This is a genomic window from Sphingomonas sp. R-74633 (assembly GCF_013416555.1).
Classification (GTDB): Bacteria; Pseudomonadota; Alphaproteobacteria; order Sphingomonadales; family Sphingomonadaceae; genus Sphingomonas.
Genome location: NZ_JACCFG010000002.1, coordinates 750,074 through 767,146, shown reverse-complemented (window position 1 = coordinate 767,146; position 17,073 = coordinate 750,074). Strand labels below are relative to the sequence as shown.

15 protein-coding genes are annotated in these 17,073 nt (G+C 66.1%); 9 read left to right on the top strand and 6 right to left on the bottom strand.

Features of this window, described 5'->3' with window-relative positions; genetic code table 11:
• The first annotated feature begins 79 nt into the window (after positions 1-79).
• The 8 genes from HZY97_RS09835 (at position 80) to HZY97_RS09800 (ending at position 5,234) form a co-directional block, all read left to right on the top strand.
• The gene (locus HZY97_RS09835) at positions 80-706 is read left to right on the top strand and encodes an acyl-homoserine-lactone synthase (protein ID WP_180143005.1); all 627 of its coding nucleotides are present in this window, start codon (positions 80-82) and stop codon (positions 704-706) included.
• A gap of 8 nt (positions 707-714) precedes the next feature.
• Positions 715-1,599, top strand: coding sequence for a phytanoyl-CoA dioxygenase family protein (locus HZY97_RS09830; protein ID WP_180143203.1), 885 nt, complete (start codon positions 715-717; stop codon positions 1,597-1,599).
• Positions 1,596-2,180 carry a GntR family transcriptional regulator gene (locus HZY97_RS09825; protein WP_180143003.1) on the top strand — a complete coding sequence of 195 codons (585 nt, stop codon included), beginning with the start codon at positions 1,596-1,598 and terminating at the stop codon, positions 2,178-2,180. The genes HZY97_RS09830 and HZY97_RS09825 overlap by 4 nt, the downstream gene beginning before the upstream one ends.
• A gap of 96 nt (positions 2,181-2,276) precedes the next feature.
• Positions 2,277-2,408 carry a benenodin family lasso peptide gene (locus tag HZY97_RS09820; RefSeq protein WP_218942978.1) on the top strand — a complete coding sequence of 44 codons (132 nt, stop codon included), beginning with the start codon at positions 2,277-2,279 and terminating at the stop codon, positions 2,406-2,408.
• Positions 2,409-2,484: 76 nt separating this feature from the next.
• Positions 2,485-2,616 carry a benenodin family lasso peptide gene (locus HZY97_RS09815; protein WP_180142999.1) on the top strand — a complete coding sequence of 44 codons (132 nt, stop codon included), beginning with the start codon at positions 2,485-2,487 and terminating at the stop codon, positions 2,614-2,616.
• A 60-nt stretch (positions 2,617-2,676) separates the two neighbouring features.
• The gene (locus HZY97_RS09810; RefSeq protein ID WP_180142997.1) at positions 2,677-2,808 is read left to right on the top strand and encodes a benenodin family lasso peptide; all 132 of its coding nucleotides are present in this window, start codon (positions 2,677-2,679) and stop codon (positions 2,806-2,808) included.
• Positions 2,809-2,838: 30 nt separating this feature from the next.
• Positions 2,839-3,489, top strand: a complete 651-nt coding sequence (locus tag HZY97_RS09805) for a lasso peptide biosynthesis B2 protein (protein ID WP_180142995.1) — start codon at positions 2,839-2,841, stop codon at positions 3,487-3,489.
• 92 nt (positions 3,490-3,581) lie between these two features.
• Positions 3,582-5,234, top strand: a complete 1,653-nt coding sequence (locus tag HZY97_RS09800) for an asparagine synthase-related protein (RefSeq protein WP_180142993.1) — start codon at positions 3,582-3,584, stop codon at positions 5,232-5,234.
• On the opposite strand, the gene HZY97_RS09795 is transcribed toward HZY97_RS09800, so the two are convergent.
• The 5 genes from HZY97_RS09795 to HZY97_RS09775 form a co-directional block, all read right to left on the bottom strand.
• The gene (locus tag HZY97_RS09795) at positions 5,226-7,325 is read right to left on the bottom strand and encodes an Atxe2 family lasso peptide isopeptidase (protein ID WP_180142991.1); all 2,100 of its coding nucleotides are present in this window, start codon (positions 7,323-7,325) and stop codon (positions 5,226-5,228) included. The genes HZY97_RS09800 and HZY97_RS09795 overlap by 9 nt on opposite strands.
• A gap of 5 nt (positions 7,326-7,330) precedes the next feature.
• Complete coding sequence (locus tag HZY97_RS09790; protein WP_180142989.1) at positions 7,331-10,267, bottom strand: TonB-dependent receptor; 2,937 nt, start codon at positions 10,265-10,267, stop codon at positions 7,331-7,333.
• Between the two features lie 95 nt (positions 10,268-10,362).
• Positions 10,363-11,358: a FecR domain-containing protein gene (locus HZY97_RS09785; protein WP_180142987.1), complete on the bottom strand. Its 996-nt coding sequence runs from the start codon at positions 11,356-11,358 to the stop codon at positions 10,363-10,365.
• Positions 11,358-11,906 (bottom strand): RNA polymerase sigma factor, encoded by a 549-nt coding sequence (locus HZY97_RS09780; protein WP_180142985.1) that lies wholly within the window; start codon positions 11,904-11,906, stop codon positions 11,358-11,360. The genes HZY97_RS09785 and HZY97_RS09780 overlap by 1 nt, the downstream gene beginning before the upstream one ends.
• 378 nt (positions 11,907-12,284) lie before the next feature.
• Positions 12,285-12,794 (bottom strand): hypothetical protein, encoded by a 510-nt coding sequence (locus tag HZY97_RS09775; RefSeq protein WP_180142983.1) that lies wholly within the window; start codon positions 12,792-12,794, stop codon positions 12,285-12,287.
• Between the two features lie 176 nt (positions 12,795-12,970).
• On the opposite strand from HZY97_RS09775, the gene HZY97_RS09770 reads away from it, so the two are divergent.
• Positions 12,971-13,870 (top strand): LysR family transcriptional regulator, encoded by a 900-nt coding sequence (locus HZY97_RS09770; protein ID WP_180142981.1) that lies wholly within the window; start codon positions 12,971-12,973, stop codon positions 13,868-13,870.
• A gap of 108 nt (positions 13,871-13,978) precedes the next feature.
• Here the strand turns inward: HZY97_RS09770 and HZY97_RS09765 are convergent, their stop codons facing one another.
• Positions 13,979-17,056 (bottom strand): hypothetical protein, encoded by a 3,078-nt coding sequence (locus tag HZY97_RS09765; protein ID WP_180142979.1) that lies wholly within the window; start codon positions 17,054-17,056, stop codon positions 13,979-13,981.
• Between the last annotated feature and the right edge of the window lie 17 nt (positions 17,057-17,073).

The following is a 17,073-nucleotide window of genomic DNA, read 5'->3' as shown; positions in this document are numbered from 1 at the left end:
TACCCCCATTTCTTGGAATACCGCGCCGTAGCTCCGATGCGGATGCTGGCCCCCTCTCCAATCCGAGGGGGCACGCTCCATGGTTTTACTCATCGACTCCAGTACCGGCAGCATCAGCGACGTCGCATTCCGCTCAATGTTCGCGGCGCGGAAAAGCGTCTTTATCGATCTCCTCAAATGGGATCTCCCTGTCCTCGAAGGGCGATATGAGATCGACCAGTTCGATGACGCGCATGCCCGCTATCTGATCATCACAGACCTCGATCATCAGCACCTTGCTTCGGCGCGACTGCTGCCGACGACACGTCCGCATATCCTCGACTCGATTTTCGCTGCGCTGTGCGCAGGCGAGCCACCACGCGGCCCGGCGGTCTGGGAAATCACCCGCTTCTGCCTGGATCGCCGGCTGCGGTCCGCGGAGCGTCGCCAGGTGCGCGACCACCTTGTCACTGCACTGGCAGCGCACGCACTCGAAACTGGGATCGACACCTACACCGGCGTTGCCGAGATGGGATGGCTCCAGCAGATCCTAAGCTTTGGCTGGGATTGCCGTGCCATCGGCGAACCGCTGCGATGCGGCGGCAGCCTGCTTGGCGCGCTCGAGATCACGATCACTCCGAATACGCCCGTGGAGTTGGCGGCCGGTGGGGTCTGGTCACCCCTATCCATTCACGAAATGCCGGCGCGCAGCGCCGTGAACGCATGAGAACCGCTATGACAAACGCACAAAATCCGAAGCCCGCCGGCTTTGACGCCGCCACTGACTTGCTCAAGACGCAGGGTTGGTGCGTCATTCCAAACGCCATGCCGGTCGAGACGATCGCAGCGCTCGCTGCCGATCTCGCTCCGATCTACGAAGCGACGCCGTTCTGCGAAGGCGACTTCTATGGCGGGCGTACCAAGCGGTTTGGCAGCTTGCTCAAGCGTTCGCGGCACGCCGCGGACCTGGCGCTTGAGAAGCTGGTCCTCAGCGTCGCGACCGGGCTGCTCGCTCCTTGGTGCGATACGATCCAACTCAACCTGATGCAGGCGATTGCCTTACATCCAGGCGCTCCCGCGCAATTCCCGCACCGCGATCAGGACATGTGGCAAGGTGTGAAGGGCGAGGTCGAGTATCTCGTCAACGTGATGTGGCCACTGACGCCCTTCACTGTCGAGAACGGCGCAACGATCCTTTATCCGGGAAGCCATGGGCGCGAAGCGCTCAACGAAGTCATATCAGAGCGTTCCACCGTCGCCGTATTCAACCCAGGGGATGCATTCCTTTTCCTCGGCTCGACCCTTCACGGTGCGGGCGCAAACCTGAGCCACGAGATTCGCAAGGCCGTGATCGTGAGCTACTGCCTCGGCTGGCTCAAGCCCTACGAGAACCAGTGGCTCTCCTATCCGCCCGAGGTTGCGCGCACCTTCTCGCCCGAACTCGCCGGACTGGTCGGGTACCGCCAGCACCGGCCCAACCTCGGCAATTATGAGGGCGTGTGCCCCTCAGTCCTCCTTACCGGCAATCTCCCCGACCATATCGGCGCGGTCGATGCGCTTCGACCAGACCAGGCGGAAGCCGTAACGGCCCACCGGGTGGCGCAGGAGGCTGCGACATGAGCCCGATCCAGGCGATGGAGCGCAGCTATTCAGCGCTCAAGCAAATGCTGCGGGAGGGCCGGTATGCACCTGGGGCCCGCCTCGAAGCCAATCGCCTAGCTGAAGAGCTGGGTGTGAGCATGACGCCGGTGCGCGATGTCCTTCACCGGCTTGTGGGCGAGCGCCTGATCGAGGCGGCCAGTGGCGAAGGCTTTCATGTGCCGCGCCTGACGGAGAGCGAGCTTCGGGATCTCTACGAGTGGAACTCCGCACTGCTACTCATTGCAGTGAGAACAGCTCGCGAAGAGCCGCAAACCTTGTCGATCGAAGATCTGCTGGGAACGACGGCGGACCAGACAGCTCTGGTTTTCGACCGCATGGCGTCGGCGGCCCCCAACCAGGAAATACGCGCCTCCATCGCGAGCGCGAGCGATCGCCTTCACGCATTCCGGATGCTCGAGGACACAATTCTCGAGCCGATGATCGGCGAACTCGATGAAATCATGATTCGGGATCAAGGCCAGCCCCAGTCGATCCGGCGATATCATTTGCGACGGATGCGCGCCGTTCCGTTGCTTCTGCGCGAGCGCGACAAAGGCTGAAGATCAGCGAGCGATTATAATCGGATTATAAACTTCTTATAAGCTCGCCGCCGTTCGATCTTCTTCCGGTCGCATCCAGCGACACGGAGAATGACCATGGACCGCGAACCCATCGAGCCCGTCGATCTCATCGACCTCGGCGCAGCCAGCGCCGAAACCCAGGGCGCCCTCGACGGCAAGTATGACGTCGTCGGGCTCATCCCGCGCGAAGGGCTGTCGGACGACTGATCTGAGAGCGCCGGTCCGGCTTCGCGCCGGGCCGGCGCAACCCATTCGGCATTCCAACGCAAGACGGAGAATCCCCATGCAAACCGAACATGACCAGGCCGTCGACCTCATCGACCTCGGCGCAGCCAGCACCGAGACCCAGGGGTCCATCATGGGCACCTACGACACCTTCGGGCTGATCGAGCACGAAGGCCTGTCGGACGACTGATCCGCAAGCGCCGGCCCGGCTCCGTGCCGGGCCGGCGATCCATCCAGACGGAGAATTCCCATGAAAAACGAACAGGACCAGGTCGTCGACCTAATCGATCTGGGCGCGGCCAGCGTCGAGACAAAGGGCAACTGCACCGGCGTATTCGAGTTTATCGGCTTCTTCCTGCCCGAAGGGCTTTCGGACGACTGACCGCTCCACCGAAAGGTCCCGGCACCCGGCATGCTCTGGCGCATACTGCCCCACGCGACCGCCTGCGTCGCATCCGACACGCTGTTCCTGCTGGATGTGCGGCAGGACCGGTATTTTCGGGTGCCGGCTGCTGCATCGCCCGACATGCTGGCATGGCTCGATCGAAACTATGCCGGCGTCGTGCCAAAGGCAGTGACCGACACGCTCGTTCGCGCGCGCATCCTCCGGCAGGGCGACCCGGAACCGACCAACGTGCTCAAGGAGGGGGTGCGTGTTCCCGCAGGCTTGGACACGAGCGACACCCTGAAGCCAGGTAACGGCCGTCCATTTCGGGTCGCGATGAGCGTCGCCGGCATGCGGCTCTCGCTTCGCACTTTCTCGCTCCACCATATCCTGACGGGCATCCAATCGCGGGCGCCGCTGCCAAGGCGCGGACAGGCTGCACTCGCTGAAGCGCAAGCCTTTGAGCGAGCCCGGCGCATGGTGCCGGTCGCCCGCAACTGCCTGCTCGACTCGCTCGCACTTGAGCGGTGGCTCGCCAAGCGCGGTCTTGGGTCGCAGCTGGTATTCGGCATCGCGCCCGAGCCATTCGCGGCGCATTGCTGGCTGCAGACGCCCGACGCGATCCTCAACGACAGCTTCGATCACGTATCGGGCTTCACGCCGATCCTCGCGATATGAACAAAGCGGCCTATCTGGCGTGCGTGACGCGGCCAGGCTCGCAAGCGGCGGGGCACATGCGCAGTCTCGCCGACCAGCTGCGGTCGCCGGCCATGACCGAGCTGGTCGATGCGCCCGGCCTCTTCATCCTCGGAGATCCGGCCGCCGCGCAACTGGTGCTGCCGAACGGAGATGGCATCATCCTGGGCCATTTGTTCGGCCGAGCGGACAGCGCGCGAATCACCAGCCCGGCTCAGCTGGGGAACCTTCCCGTCGCCGATTTCGTGAAGGCCTATTGGGGCGGCTATGTCGCGATCCGCGCCTTCGAAGAGCGGGTCGAAGTGCTTCGCGACCCCTCTGGGATGATGGCCTGCTATCACGCGGAAGTTGGAGGCGTGCATGTCCTGACCTCGCGGCCGGAGCTGCTGTTCGTTCCAGGGGGGATCGAGCCCGTCATCGACTGGACGATCGTCGCGCAGAGCCTCGCCTTTCGCGACTTTCGCCCGGCGCGCACGTGCCTCCGGGGGGTAAGCGAGTTGCTCCCGGGTATGGTGCTCGGCCTTGGCGAGCTCGGCACCTCCACCCACTGCGTCTGGTCGCCTTGGCAATTCGCCGCCCCCTCGGCCCGCATCACCGATCCCGCAGTCGCGATCACGACACTGCGCGACGTGGCGAGTGCGACGCTCGGCGCATGGGCCGGTTGCTTCGAGCGGCCGATGATCGAGATCTCCGGCGGCCTCGATTCCTCGATCGTCGCGGCCGGAATGCGCGTCCCGGGGCCGGACACGCACTGTCTTACCTTCGGCCCGGCCGCCGGAGACGCGAGCGAGCTGCCCTGGGCGAGGGCGGTCGCCGAGCGTCTTGGATATCCGCTTACCGAGCTGGTTGCCGATGCCGCGACCGTCGATATCGCCCACAGCGATTCGCAGGATTTGCCACGGCCGTGCGCGCGCGCTTTCTCCCAGGCGCTCGATCGTCCGATCCAGAAGCTGGCTGCAGAGCTTGGCAGCGATGCCTTCTTCGGCGGCGGCGGCGGGGACAGCATGTTCTGCCTCACACATTCGGCGCTCCCGGTGATCGACCGGCTGACCGCGGAGGGCCTTGGCAAGGGCGTCTTCGAAACCGCGGGCGATATCGCGCAGCTGACGCGGACCAATTTCTGGAAAGTGCTCGCGACCGCCGCCCGACGCTGGCGCCGGTCCAGCTCGACCATGCCCAAACCGATGGCCAATGCGTTCCTGGCGCGGCATGTCCGGGAGGCATTGCCCTGGCCCGAGGGAAATCCTTGGCTCGCCGCCCCTCCCGGAATCCCGCCGGGGAAGCGCAAGCATGTCTGGGCGATCATCGGCATCCAGAACCAGCTCGAAGGCTATGGCCGCGAGGCCCTGGCTCCGCTGCTGGCGCCGTTGATGTCGCAGCCGATCGCCGAGACCTGCATCGCCATTCCGAGCTGGCACTGGTGCGCCGGCGGCAACAACCGGGCGGTCGCGCGCGAGGCGTTCCGGGGTCGCCTGCCCGCATCGGTCATCGACCGCCGCACCAAGGTGTCATTCAGCAGCCTCGCCTACCGGATGATCCGCGCGAACATGCCCATTCTACGCGACATGCTCATGGAGGGATCGCTCGCACACCAAGGATTGCTCGACCGGGAGCGCATCGCCGCCTTTCTGGAAGGCACTATGGCCGACGGCGAAGCGCTCCCCGAGCTCATGGCGCTCGTCGAAGTCGAGGCGTGGGTCCGCCATTGGGAAGGACGCTCACGGTAACGCCGACCGCATGGCCTTCCACCGCGCGATCTCGGCGGCTCGCTCGGGATCGCTTGATCCAAGCCCGAGTAGCCAGAAATCGAACCAGGCGATGTTGCGTCTGTAGATGGCAAGTCGGTGCGCCGGATGGTTCTTGGTGTGCCACTCGTCGGGATAGACATACATCTCGACCGGCGCGCCATGTGCCTTCAGCGCGGCAAAGGGCTCCTGCGCCATCCGGAACTCGCCGTCGGGCAAGTTCATCAGCAGCGGCACGCGGAGATGGTCGGCGTTCACCGAGATCGACTGGGCCCGCCAGAACTCCCGGCTATCCGCACCCGCGGGCGGGTAGCCCACGCCCTGCACGACATTGTTGCCATAGCCCGGGCCCGCGTTGAACACGACGTTGGGTTCGTCACAGCAGCTCGACATGATCGCGGCCTTGAAGCGGGGCGAGTTGTTGAGCGCGAACTGGACGGTGCTCGCCCCGTCGCTCAACCCGGTGATGCCGATCAGCTCGGGGTTTACGACGTCCCTGGCGATGGCGGTGTCTATCCCGGCCTCCAGCGCGGTGAAGATCCGGCGGCGCCCCGACCAGTTCCTGACCCTGACGCGCTGGGCGGCCTCTTCGCTGGCTTTCGCGGCGGCCTCGGGGGCGTCGGCCGGCCACTGGAAGTTGAGCACGGCGTAGCCGCGTGCGGCGAGCAGCTGGATGGGATATTCGTCGCCCTGCCCCCCGCGCTGAAAGCCTCGCGAAATATATTGGACGATGATAAGCGGATGGCGCTCGCCCGCCTTGTGGGTCGGCGGAAGCGTCAGGTCGCCATAGGTGCGCACGCCGTCCCGGTCGGCCCAGGTCAGCCGCTCGACCTTGCCCAGTTGCACTTGCGCGAACTCGGGATTGGGGTCGAAGACAGTCGTGCTGCTGCCGGTCGCCGGATCGAAGCGCACCAGGGCGCGGGGGTGGGTGAACGTCTCGCGAGCGCAGATCAGCGTCGCGCCCGCCAGCGCGCAGCCAGGCAGGAAGTCGTCGGTCTCGAGCAACAGGCGCGGACCCGGCTCGGCGCTCGGGCGCCACCGGTAAAGCGCACTGCGGCCGCCATTGTCGGCATTGCCGCCTCGCAGGATGTAGAGGGTGTCAGCCCCGCTCCACCACAGAGCGGCGATCGGCTCGCGGCAGGCCGAGCTCGTGCAAGGCACGCTCTTTCCGTCCGCCTCCACCCGCAGCAAGGTCGGGCCGCGAGGCAGATCGGCACGCTCGCTCGCCACCCAGGCTCGGTTGCCGGACGGCGAGGTCGCGCTGGCGCCGGCGTCCGCGGGAAATCCGACCGCAGCGTCACCCTTCATCGCGGCTGACTCATCCGCTGTGACCACACGGTTTTCCCCGGTCGCGAGGTCGAGCGCGTTGATCTCGGTCGGCAGCGGCAACCTGGGGGTCGGCCTTGCATAAGCGACCGACCAGAAGCGCTCGTCATAGAGATAGCCGGACCGACCCTCGCGCTCGATCTCGGCGACCCCGGCGTCGAACAGCCTGCGCGTCGTGAAAAGGAGGCTCCGGCCATCCTTGCTCCAGGCAAGGTTGCGCGGCTCGGTCGTGAGGCTGGTGACCTGTTTCGCGGGCGAGCCGTCGAGGCCGACCCGCCAGATCTGGGCCTGGCCCTTGTCGCGGCGCAGATAAGCAAGCGAGGTACCGTCGGGCGACCAGATTGGCGGCTCGGTGACGGGCAAGCCCGAAGGCACGCCGGTCACGCCATAAGGGTCGGTCATCGCCTGGATGAACTCGCCGCCGACATCGAGCAGCCGCGGCGCGGTCCGCCCGTCCAGCGCTACAAGCATCACGCCGAAGCAGTAGCTGTCGGTGTCGGGATCCGCTCGCCGCAGGATCAGCGACGCATACCTGCCGTCTGGAGACAGGCTGAACGCGGGCCTTTTGGCGCTGTCGAACATCATCCCGAAGTCGCGAAGCTCGATCAGATCGCGGGCAGCGACCGCCCGTTGGCCTGTTGCCGCCCTGGGGGAGGGCGGCAACAGGCGCTCCCCGCATGCCGAGGGCGTTGCGTGCGCCACCCCGGTCATGCAGGCGAGCAAGGCCAAGGCGGCAGCGCCGATCATGTGCCTCACCATGATTTGGAGACCTGCAGCGCGACGAAGCGGCCCATCGGGTTCGCATTCTCGCCGTCGAAGCCGACCGCGAGCGTGCCGACGACATAGCTCACATAGGGCGGATCGGAATCGAACAGGTTGCTTGCGTTGAGCGCAACGCGAAGCCCCTTGAACGGCCCCGAGGTCTGCTGGAAGCTGTAGCTCAGATTGAGGTCGATCGTCGTCCAGGACGAGACGCGCTGCGCCGGGGTGACGGTCCTGTTCTGATAGCCGTCGGCGTAAGTGGCGAACAATGCGACCCCGAACCCACCCTTATTCCAGGAAGCGCGCCCGCGGAGCCGGAGGTCGATCGGGTTGCCGACGCTATCGACCACATCGACCGGCGCCGAGGTTGCGGTCAGCTGCTGCTTGATCCCGAAGATATAGGTCCCGGTCGCGCCGATCGTGGCGTTGCCGCCGCCCAGCCCGAAATCATATTGCATGTCGAGATCGAGCCCGGACTGCTTGACGATCGACAGGTTGCGCGTCCGCGCATCAGCGATCGCGACGATCGGCGCGCTGCTGGGGATACCCGCCAGGTCCAGATAATATGGCGAGGCGAACAATTCGGCGATGCGCGCCGCCGACGGATTGAAGGTCAGTATCGGTGCATAAATATCGCGGTTGATCAGATAGGTCGTGACGCTTGAGGCGACCGAGGCGATCCGGTCGCGGTAGTTGACGTCGAACCAGGTAACGCCAAGCCGCAGTCCCGGCAGCGCCGCCGGTTTCAGGTCCGCTCCCAGCGTCCAGGTCGTGGCGCGCTCGGGCCCCAGATCCGGGTCGTTGCCGCGAATGACCATGATGTTCGACATGCCGGTCGGGGACTGGGGATCGACCACCGGATAGGCGAACTGCCCGAACGTGTCGGGATCTTGGCGAAGTTCGGTGACGCCGGGCGCGCGGAACGACTTACCGTAGCTTCCGCGCAGCGTAATTCCGCCTAGCGGTTCCCAGGCGAAGCTGACCTTCGGGTTCGTGGTGCTGCCGAAGTCACTATAATGTTCCGAACGAACCGCCGCCGAAAGATCGAGGCGGCGGAACAGCGGCACTGCCATCGCCTCGTTGAACACGGGAATGCGCAACTCGGCATAGGCGCCCTTCACAGTGCGCGGCCCGGGCAACGGGGTCAGCGCATTGGCGCGCGGGGCGAGCGTGGATGTGTAGGAGATATTCTCGCGGTCCCGGTAACGGTCCTCGCGATATTCCGCGCCCACCGCGAGGCGGACATCGCCTGCCGGCAGTGCGAACAGCGGACCGTCCGCGCGCAGCGAAGCCGACCAGACCAAGGCGTCCCAGCGCCTCTTGTTGTAGCCTCGGATCGACTCGATCGTGGCGGGATTGGTCGAAGGACCGTCGCCCAGCAGGTTATAGGCGGTGGCGGGGTTGGTGTCGGCAAGCGCTAGTGCGAGGCGTGCAGAGTTGACGCGGTTCAGATAGTCGTAGCGCTCATCCTGCTTGCCCCAGGTCCCGTGGGAGTCGACCGACCAGCCGCCGAGCGTCAACTCGAGGCCTGCGGTGCCGCCATAAGCGAGTACGTCGCCACGATAGCGCTCGTTGCCGAGGTCGCGCACGAAGCTGTAGTTCACGCCGATCGGCAAGTGCGTGCCGATCGGATCGACATAATAGGGATTGGTGACCGGGACCGTGCGGCGCGTATCGGCGCCGCTGCGGACCGCGACGTCGAACTTGCGCCAAGTCCCCAGTCCGCGAGCGTAGAGGCGCAGATTGCTGGTCAGGTCCTGGCTGAACGAGACGAACAGCGAATGGCGCTGCTGCTCGGGCAGGATGTCGGTGCCGTCCCAGCCATCTCCGCGATTGATCACCCCGCGCGTCAGTTGCGCTGCCGTCAGCCCGTTGCCGAACTGGCCGCGGGGGATGGCGAAGTTGATTCCTCCCGCGACGATCGTGCCGGGGCTCGCATAATTGCCGCGATAGTCGCCGCCGCCAAAGGGGCGAAGGTCGTCGGTAATATAGGGCCGGTCGTCGGCGGAGAGATTGTCGCGGTGGTAGAATTCATAGGCCACGACCACATTTCCTGTGGACCATTTCGCGCCGAGAACCTGGCTGAACTGATATTCCTGGGCGTCGCCGTCGGCTGTGCCGATCCGGAAGCTGGTCTCGGCGCCGCTGAAATTGTTGCGTGTCACCACGTTCACCACGCCCGCGACTGCATCCGACCCATAGATCGCGGAGGAGCCGTCGGGGACGATCTCGATGCGTTCGATCGCCGAAGCGGGGATGACGGAGAGGTCGGAGAAGGTGCCCGAGAATCCCCCGAGGGGTGGCCGGTCTCCGTTGATGAGGACCAGAGTCGAGCCCTGGCCAAGGCCGCGCAGATTGACACCGACTCCGCGGCTGACATTGCCGTTGCCCGCGCCGGTGATCAGCCCGCTCATCCCCTCGATCGCGCCGCCGCTGTAATTCTGCGGAATGGATTGGACGATCTGCTGCGTCGTCGAGAAGCCTGCTTCGGCCATGTCCTTGCGGTCGATCGTGATGACCGGCACACCCACGGGTCCGCTACCGCGGATGCGGGTTCCGGTGACCAGGATTTCGCGATCACCTTCTGCGTTCTGGTTTCCCTCCGGGGCGGGATCGTCGCGCTGCACGACCAGCGTTGCGCCGACGGTAACGACGCGCAGGTGGCTGCCTCGCAGCAACTGCCCCACCGCCTCCGCGGGAAGGTAGCGACCCTTGAGTGCCGGCGAGGTAAGGCCATCGACAAGGTCGGTCGGCACGATGACCGGCGTGCCCGATTGCTGCGCGACCTGACGCAATGCGGCTCCCAGATCCTGGCTCGGCACGTCGTAATTGCGCGCGCCGTCGGCCTGTTGCGCAATGGCGACCGGCATTGTCATCACGATCGCCGTGCTCGCCAACGCCAGCACACCCATCTTCCCCAACCGCATATTCTGCTCCCCATTCTGCCGTCGTGATGACGGTCTGGGAGGCGAGACAATGCGGCGCGGAAAACCCGCCCGAATTTATTTCGACGAGGCGATGGCTAGCGTTTGAGGACGAAATCGCCCTGTGAACTGCGCTCGACCCGCAGCGAAAATGCCGCCGCGAGGCTCGCGGCAAGCTGCTCCACGGGGACCGGTCGAAACGCGCCGGTGACGCGCAGGGAAGCAAGCGCAGGGTCGCCAAGCTGGATTTTCAGCGCCGAATAGCGATTGGTCTGCTGGAGCACGTCGCCGAGCGGGACCGCGTCGAAGTCGAGCATCCCCGATACCCATTGCTGTGCGCCGATGCTCGCCTTTGCGACCCGCGGACGCGCGGGCACGTCGGTAAAGCACTCGCCCGGCGCAAGCCGCGTGACCGGGGCCACGCCACCGGCGGGCGCCAGGCCGCGAACATCGACCGCGCCGCGGAACAGAGTCACTCTCACGCCTTCCGGCTCGAACCCGACGTCGAACAGCGTCCCGCGCGCGGTGACGGTCCGGCCAGCCGCCTCTACCCGGAAGGGCCGCGAAGCGTCATGAAATACGTCGAACCGTGCGCGGCCCCGGGTCAGGCGCACGACTCGCGCGCCGGCGGAGAATCGAACATCGATTGCGCTGTCGGTGTCGAGCGTGACGGTCGTGCCGTCGGCGAGCTTGAAGGTGCGGATCTCCCCGACCCGGCTAGCCTGAGGATCGTCAGCGGCGACAAGTGTGGGCGAAGGCCCCCTAGTTGGCGCGCGAAGCAGCCAGAAGCCGGCCAGCAAGGCGAGAACGATCGCCGCCAGCGCGAAGCCCGGACGCGCGGCCGGCAATTGCCAGAATGGCGGACTCCGCTCGGGGAGCTGTCTGGACCGGCCCATCTCGGTGCCGGCCAGGCCCGCCGTAATCTGCCATTGCCGCTCTGCCTCCGCATAGGCTGCGCGATGCGATGGGTCGGCAGCGCGCCAGCGCTCGAACGCCAGCTGCGCTGCGTCGCGGTCGGGACCCTGCATCCGCGCGAACCACGCGGCTGCCTGATCGTCGATCGTGTCAGTGCGGCCGCTTCCGCCACTCGCCATCAGTCTCGGCCTGCATTCTTCAACAGCATCGCCATCGCCTTGGCCATTTGCTTCTCAACGCCCGAGACCGTCATGCCCGTGCGCTCCGCAATTTCGGCATAACTCATTCCGTCGAGGCGAACCGCCATGAATATTTCCCGAGTCTTGGGCTTCATACGGCGCATTACAGCTTCGACCCGCGCGAGGCCATCACGCGCTTCGAGCCGGGCCACCTCATTCGCATCCGAAACGGCCTCATCGTCATAGACGATTTGAAGCCGCTCGCCGCGCCCCGCCGCGCTCTTGGCCTGGTTGCGCATCAAATTGCGCGCGATCTGCCAAAGAAAGGCGCGAGGCTGGAGGATGGCGTCCGATCGTCCCTGCTCGCTCTGGGCCAGCCTCAAAAAAGCTTCCTGCGCGACGTCGCCGGCGTCCTCGGGATTGGAGCGATACCGCGTGATGAACCGCACCAGCGCGTGGCGCTCATTGCGGTAAATCATCTCGATGCCGAGCGCGGCGGGCTCGGCGTCCTCCAGTACCGGCGCGATCGAAGGCGATGGGGGCGACATTCATGCCGCTCCCGTTACCCGATGCGAAGTCTGCCTAGCCTTGTTCACCCAGCACATCGTCATGCCTCCCGTGGCGAGGCATCCGGCTGGAAGCCGGGTGTTGAGAACACAAGTTTGAGGACTTGCGCCGACGCCTTTAGCCGCGAACGGCTTGGACATGCGCGTCGGCCACCCGGCCGCGAGGGCCTGGATAGGGGATCTCAAACAAGGTTCTCAAGCCTCGGCGCCGTGCTTTGAACGACGCATTCCAAGACTAGGATTGGAACGACTTCAAACGCAAGCCAATCGATAAACCGAGGAATCGCAGCCACTTCGGATCAATTCTGGCGGCGACCGGTGCAATCGGGCAACAGGGCCAGCTCCCCAAAGTCCTCGCCGTCACTTGCCCTCGAGCGAAGGAAACGCAGTCACGATTTCGCCGTCACGAACGATGACCACGGCGATCCTCGTCCTGACCAGGGTGCCGCCACCCTTGCGAAAGCCTTCCCCCACCTCGCGGTCGAACTCGAACCGAAACCGGCCGCCAGCGGGACGGCCCCCCGCTGCCCAATGCTCCAGCGCGGAGACGGCGCATTCGAGCAGGTCGGCATGGTGCAGCCATCGGCTCGAGGCGACCGGCTTCCCAACGACGCCGGACACCTCGAGCATGCCGGTCTCGGCGCGTCGGAGCACTTCGCTGCTCATCAGCATCGGGCCGTGGCGCTCGAGATAGTGGGAGCCGGGTCCGGCAAGATCGATGAGCGCAAAGAACTCGTCGAGTTCCACCAGCGCAGGCGCGATCCTCTTCAGCGTCCGCGCCGTCCGGCCGAGACCAAGCCACCACCGCCGGATAACCATAGCGGCACCGGCGAGCATGATCAGTCCGAGGCCATAGGCCAGCCAATGCATCTCGATCTCCAGGAAGCGGCCTTACCGGAAGCTGACAGTATGCATAGTCGGAAGCATTCGGACCTTTCGCGCACCCCCATTTCTTAGAATGGCGGTTCCGCAACTTGAACGTGATGGTGCGGACATCGTGATCGCCGGCTTAACCACCGGCCGCGCAACTCGGCAGAGGGGCTTGGATGATCGAGGTTCATTTGCTGCGCTACGCGCTGGCGGCAGCCGACACCGGGAGCTTCAGCAAGGCAGCCGACCGGTTCGGGGTCAAGCAATCGACGCTGAGCAAGCAGGTCCATTACCTCGAAGACCGGATCGGACTCGCGCTGTTCCGCCGCTCGACGCACGGCGTGATCCCGACCAGCCCCGGCGAAGGCTTCCTGCGCAAGGCCCGCAACATCGTCGCCGACATCGACGCGCTCGACCAGGAATGCGCCGCGATCGCACGCGGGACGGCCGGGCTGCTGCGGTTCGGCTTCCACGGGTCGCTCGGAAGCGGCGACCTGTCGGCGGTCGTCCGCGACTTCCGCGCCGCCTGCCCCGATGTCGAGCTCTCGGCGAAGGAGCGCAGCCGCACGCGGCTGCTGCGCGGGCTGGAGCGTGACCAGCTCGACTTCGCGGTGATGTGCGGTCAGGCGGAACGTCCCGGCATCACCTCGCTCTCCTTCTGGAGCGAGCAAGTGATGATCGGTCTCGCGCACGGCGATCCGCTTTGCGCTCGCGTGCCGCTATACTGGACAGACCTCAGGGGGATGACCTTCGTCATCTCCCAGGTCGATCCCGGGCCGTACCTCAACGACCTGGTCACCTCCCGCCTGTCGGGTCCCGGCTTTGGTCCGAGCGTGCGCATCCAGGACGTGCGGCGCGAGAACCTGCTGCCCTTCGCGGGGAACGGAAGCGTCGTCGTGACCACCGGGGTGGCGCGCGACGGCGATGCCTGCGTGCTGTGCCCGGTCCATGATGCGTTCGGTCCCACTCATCTCGAGCAGGCGATCCACTGGCGGCGCGACAACCAGAGTGCCGCTCTCCAGCGCTTCCTGGAGATGCTCGCGAAGCGGTACGGCAGGACACTGCCTTGCCATTGAATCCAGCGCCCACGAATCGAAGGGCCGCCGCGCGAGGGGGGAGCGCGACGGCCCTTCCCGCTTCCCGGCCGCCCCCCACAGGGGGGCTTGGGAGACAGCCGGAGCGGATCAGCGAAGGCTGGTGACGATGTTCGTCGCCTGGTTGCCGACAGCGACGGCGCTGACCTGATTGCCGGTCAGCGCGAGGCTGCTGCCGGACATGGTGGTCAGAGGCACCGTGAACTGGTTGCCGGTCGCGAATGCCGTCACCGGACCGTAGTTGGTCTGGCTGCTGACGATCGCGGCGGTTGGCGCCCGGCCGAGCGACGAGCCGCTCACCGTGTTGGCGGCAGTGTTGCCATAGGCGGCGGCTGCCACGGTGTTACCGCGGACCTCCATCGACGCGCCGGTCATACCGGCAAGCGGGCCGTTGAACGCCGAGCCGATCAGACTGGATGCCGATGCGCTGACCGCGCCATAGTTGGTCTGCGCGTTGAGCAATGGCGCTCCGGCTTCCGCCCAGATGGCGTATCGCGATGACTGGCTGGACGCCTGCGGATCGAACGACGCGCTTCCACTGACGGTCAACTGGTTGTCGGCGGCGTTGCCCCGCGACAGCGCGCTGGCCACATTGTCGGCGATCGTCACCGACGAAGCGTCGATCAGCGGCATCGCCGCAGCCGATGCGCGGTATCCCATGTCGATGGTCGCGCTCGCCGAGATGTCGGCGGTGCTCATCTGCATGCTGCCCAAGCCAGCCGAAACGCCGCTTCCCACGAGCGTGCCCATATCGACCGTGTTGATCGCGCGGTTGGCGGAGGCCTCGGCGGAGGTCACATTGCCCGTGATGCCGAAGCGCGACGAGATGAGGCCATCTCCCGCGTCGCCATGCTCGACCGATGTGCTGGCAATTGCGGAGATCCGGCCGCCCGCGAACTGCAGATTGCCGAGCACGTCGTCACCGCTCACTGCGGTGGTGGTGCCGCTCGCCACATGGGCATCGCGCCCGCTGAGAAGCCCCGCCGTCACGGAATGGGCGCTCAGTCCATTGTCGGCCTGATTGATGGCGGCAATCGCCTGATTGATGTTGCCGTCGAGCGAGACGGCCGAGCCCGACAGAGAGCCTGGTGCCACCAGCGTGGAGGAAGAGTAGGCCTGCCCGATGACCTGCGCATATTGCGCCGACGACAGCGCCGTACCGGGTGCCGGCGAGCCAAGGTCGCCCAGGGTTGCCGCGGTCACCGACAGCCGGTTGGCGGCGGTGTTGCCGAGGACCGTCGAACCGACCGCATTGCCCGACACATCATAGGACGAAGCATAGGTTCGCGAATCGCCGAGCATTCCGAAGCGGCCAATGACGGTGCTGGAGACGGCAACGGCGTCCTCGGGCGAGCCCGACAGGCCGAGCTTCTGGCTGTTGGCGAGCGCGAAGTCGGCGGCGGCGCCATAGCCGTCGGCCAGGGGCCCCGAGATCGCCTCGCCGTGCCCGCTGCCATTGGCGAGCGTCGCGCCTTCGATCGTCATCGCGTTCGATGCCGAATTCGCGGTCGCGGTACCGGCGAGATCGTTGTCCCGAACCGACAGATCCGAGCCGCGCACCGTGCCGGACAAGGCCAGCACGACACCAAGCGGGGTTACCGCGTCGCCGGCCTGGACCCGCACGGTGCCGTTGGCCGCCTGGACATTGTTGAGATCCGCGCTGGTGCGCAGCATCGGAGCCTTGAGGCTGAGACCATTGGTGGCGGCATTGCCGGTGGCCGCGACGCTGACGTTATTGCCGTCGGCGGACAGGCTCGACTGCTCGACCGGACCGAGCACGCCGAGCTTCAATGCGCTGGTCGATGCGGCGCCGACCTTGGCCTCGCCGATATCCTGGACGTTCTGGACGCTGAACGCTGCGGTCGTGCTGATGCTGTTGTCGTTGCCGACCGAGGCGGTGCCGACCGGGCCCGTCTCGAGACCTCCCATCGTGTCGATGCCATTGGCCTCGACGTTCAACTGGTTGCCCTCGGCCAGGTTGGCCACCGCGACGGTGCGTACTGCGTTGCGCGACAGCGACAGGCGTGAGCCGTCCACCTCGCCCAGCACATTGGTGCGAATGCCGCCCAGCGTCTCGGCGCTGATGCTCGAATCCGCGGCGCGCTGGAGGTTGGTGATATTGGCGACGGGGCCGCTGCCCGAGACCATGCCGACCTGCAAATCCATCGCGTTGCGCGACTGATTGCCGTAGCCGCCGGCCACGAGCGCGTCGCCGTCATGCAGTGCCGCCGAACCGGCAAGCCCGCCGAAGACGACCAGATGGAACGGGTCGGAACCGAGGGCATCGCCGGCATGGACGCTGACCGTTCCACCCTGCTCCTGGTGGCTCAGCGTGGCGAAGGTCGCCGAGACCGTGGCATCGCCATCGGCGGAACTCGCGACCTGGGACGCGGGACGGCCATCGCGATCGCCCAGCGCGGCCGCGCCGGTGGCGGTGAAGTCGCTCGAGAAGGCGTTGCCATAGCCAAGCGCGCGGACGAGATTGCCCGACATCGTGATATCGCTGCCGGTGCTCGCACCCGTGCCGACGCGCACCGCAGCCGTGTTGGTCGAGGTGACGCTCGAACGCCTGTCGTTCGACTGATAGCCGAGGATGCCGCCGGCGAGCGGCTCGGGGACATCGGTGAGCGAAAGCGCCGCGCTGGCGTCGTTGCCGAGCGCGAGCGTCTCGAGCGTGTTGTCGGAGACCGCGACATGGCTGTCGCGGGTCGTGTCGGTGCTGATCGCGACGACATTGTCGATACCGCGGGCCGTCACGGGCGAAGCGACACTGCGCTGGGTCGTGACGATCAGCGCCGTGCCATCGGCGGCCACGCCGCCATTCCCCGTCGTCAGAAGCGTGGGCCAGCCGTACTCCGCCACATCGAGCGGCTCGGTCGTAAGGACGCTGTCCGAACGATTGGCACGCACTTCGGCGCTGACGGCATTGCCGCGCAACGCCAAGTCGGACGTTTCGACCGGCGGGGCTGCCACCATGATGTTGAGACCGCTGGTATCTGCGACGGCCTGGGCATGGTCGGACCGCTGATGACTGGCGACGACGCGGGCACCGGTGATCTGGTCAGTGCTCGACTGGGCCGAGGCGGGCGAAGCCAGCAGCATCGCGGCAAGCGCCGCGCTTGCGCCGCCGAACATCAGCGAGGCGCGGGAACGAGAGATACGGGACATGGGAGTACTCCGGATGG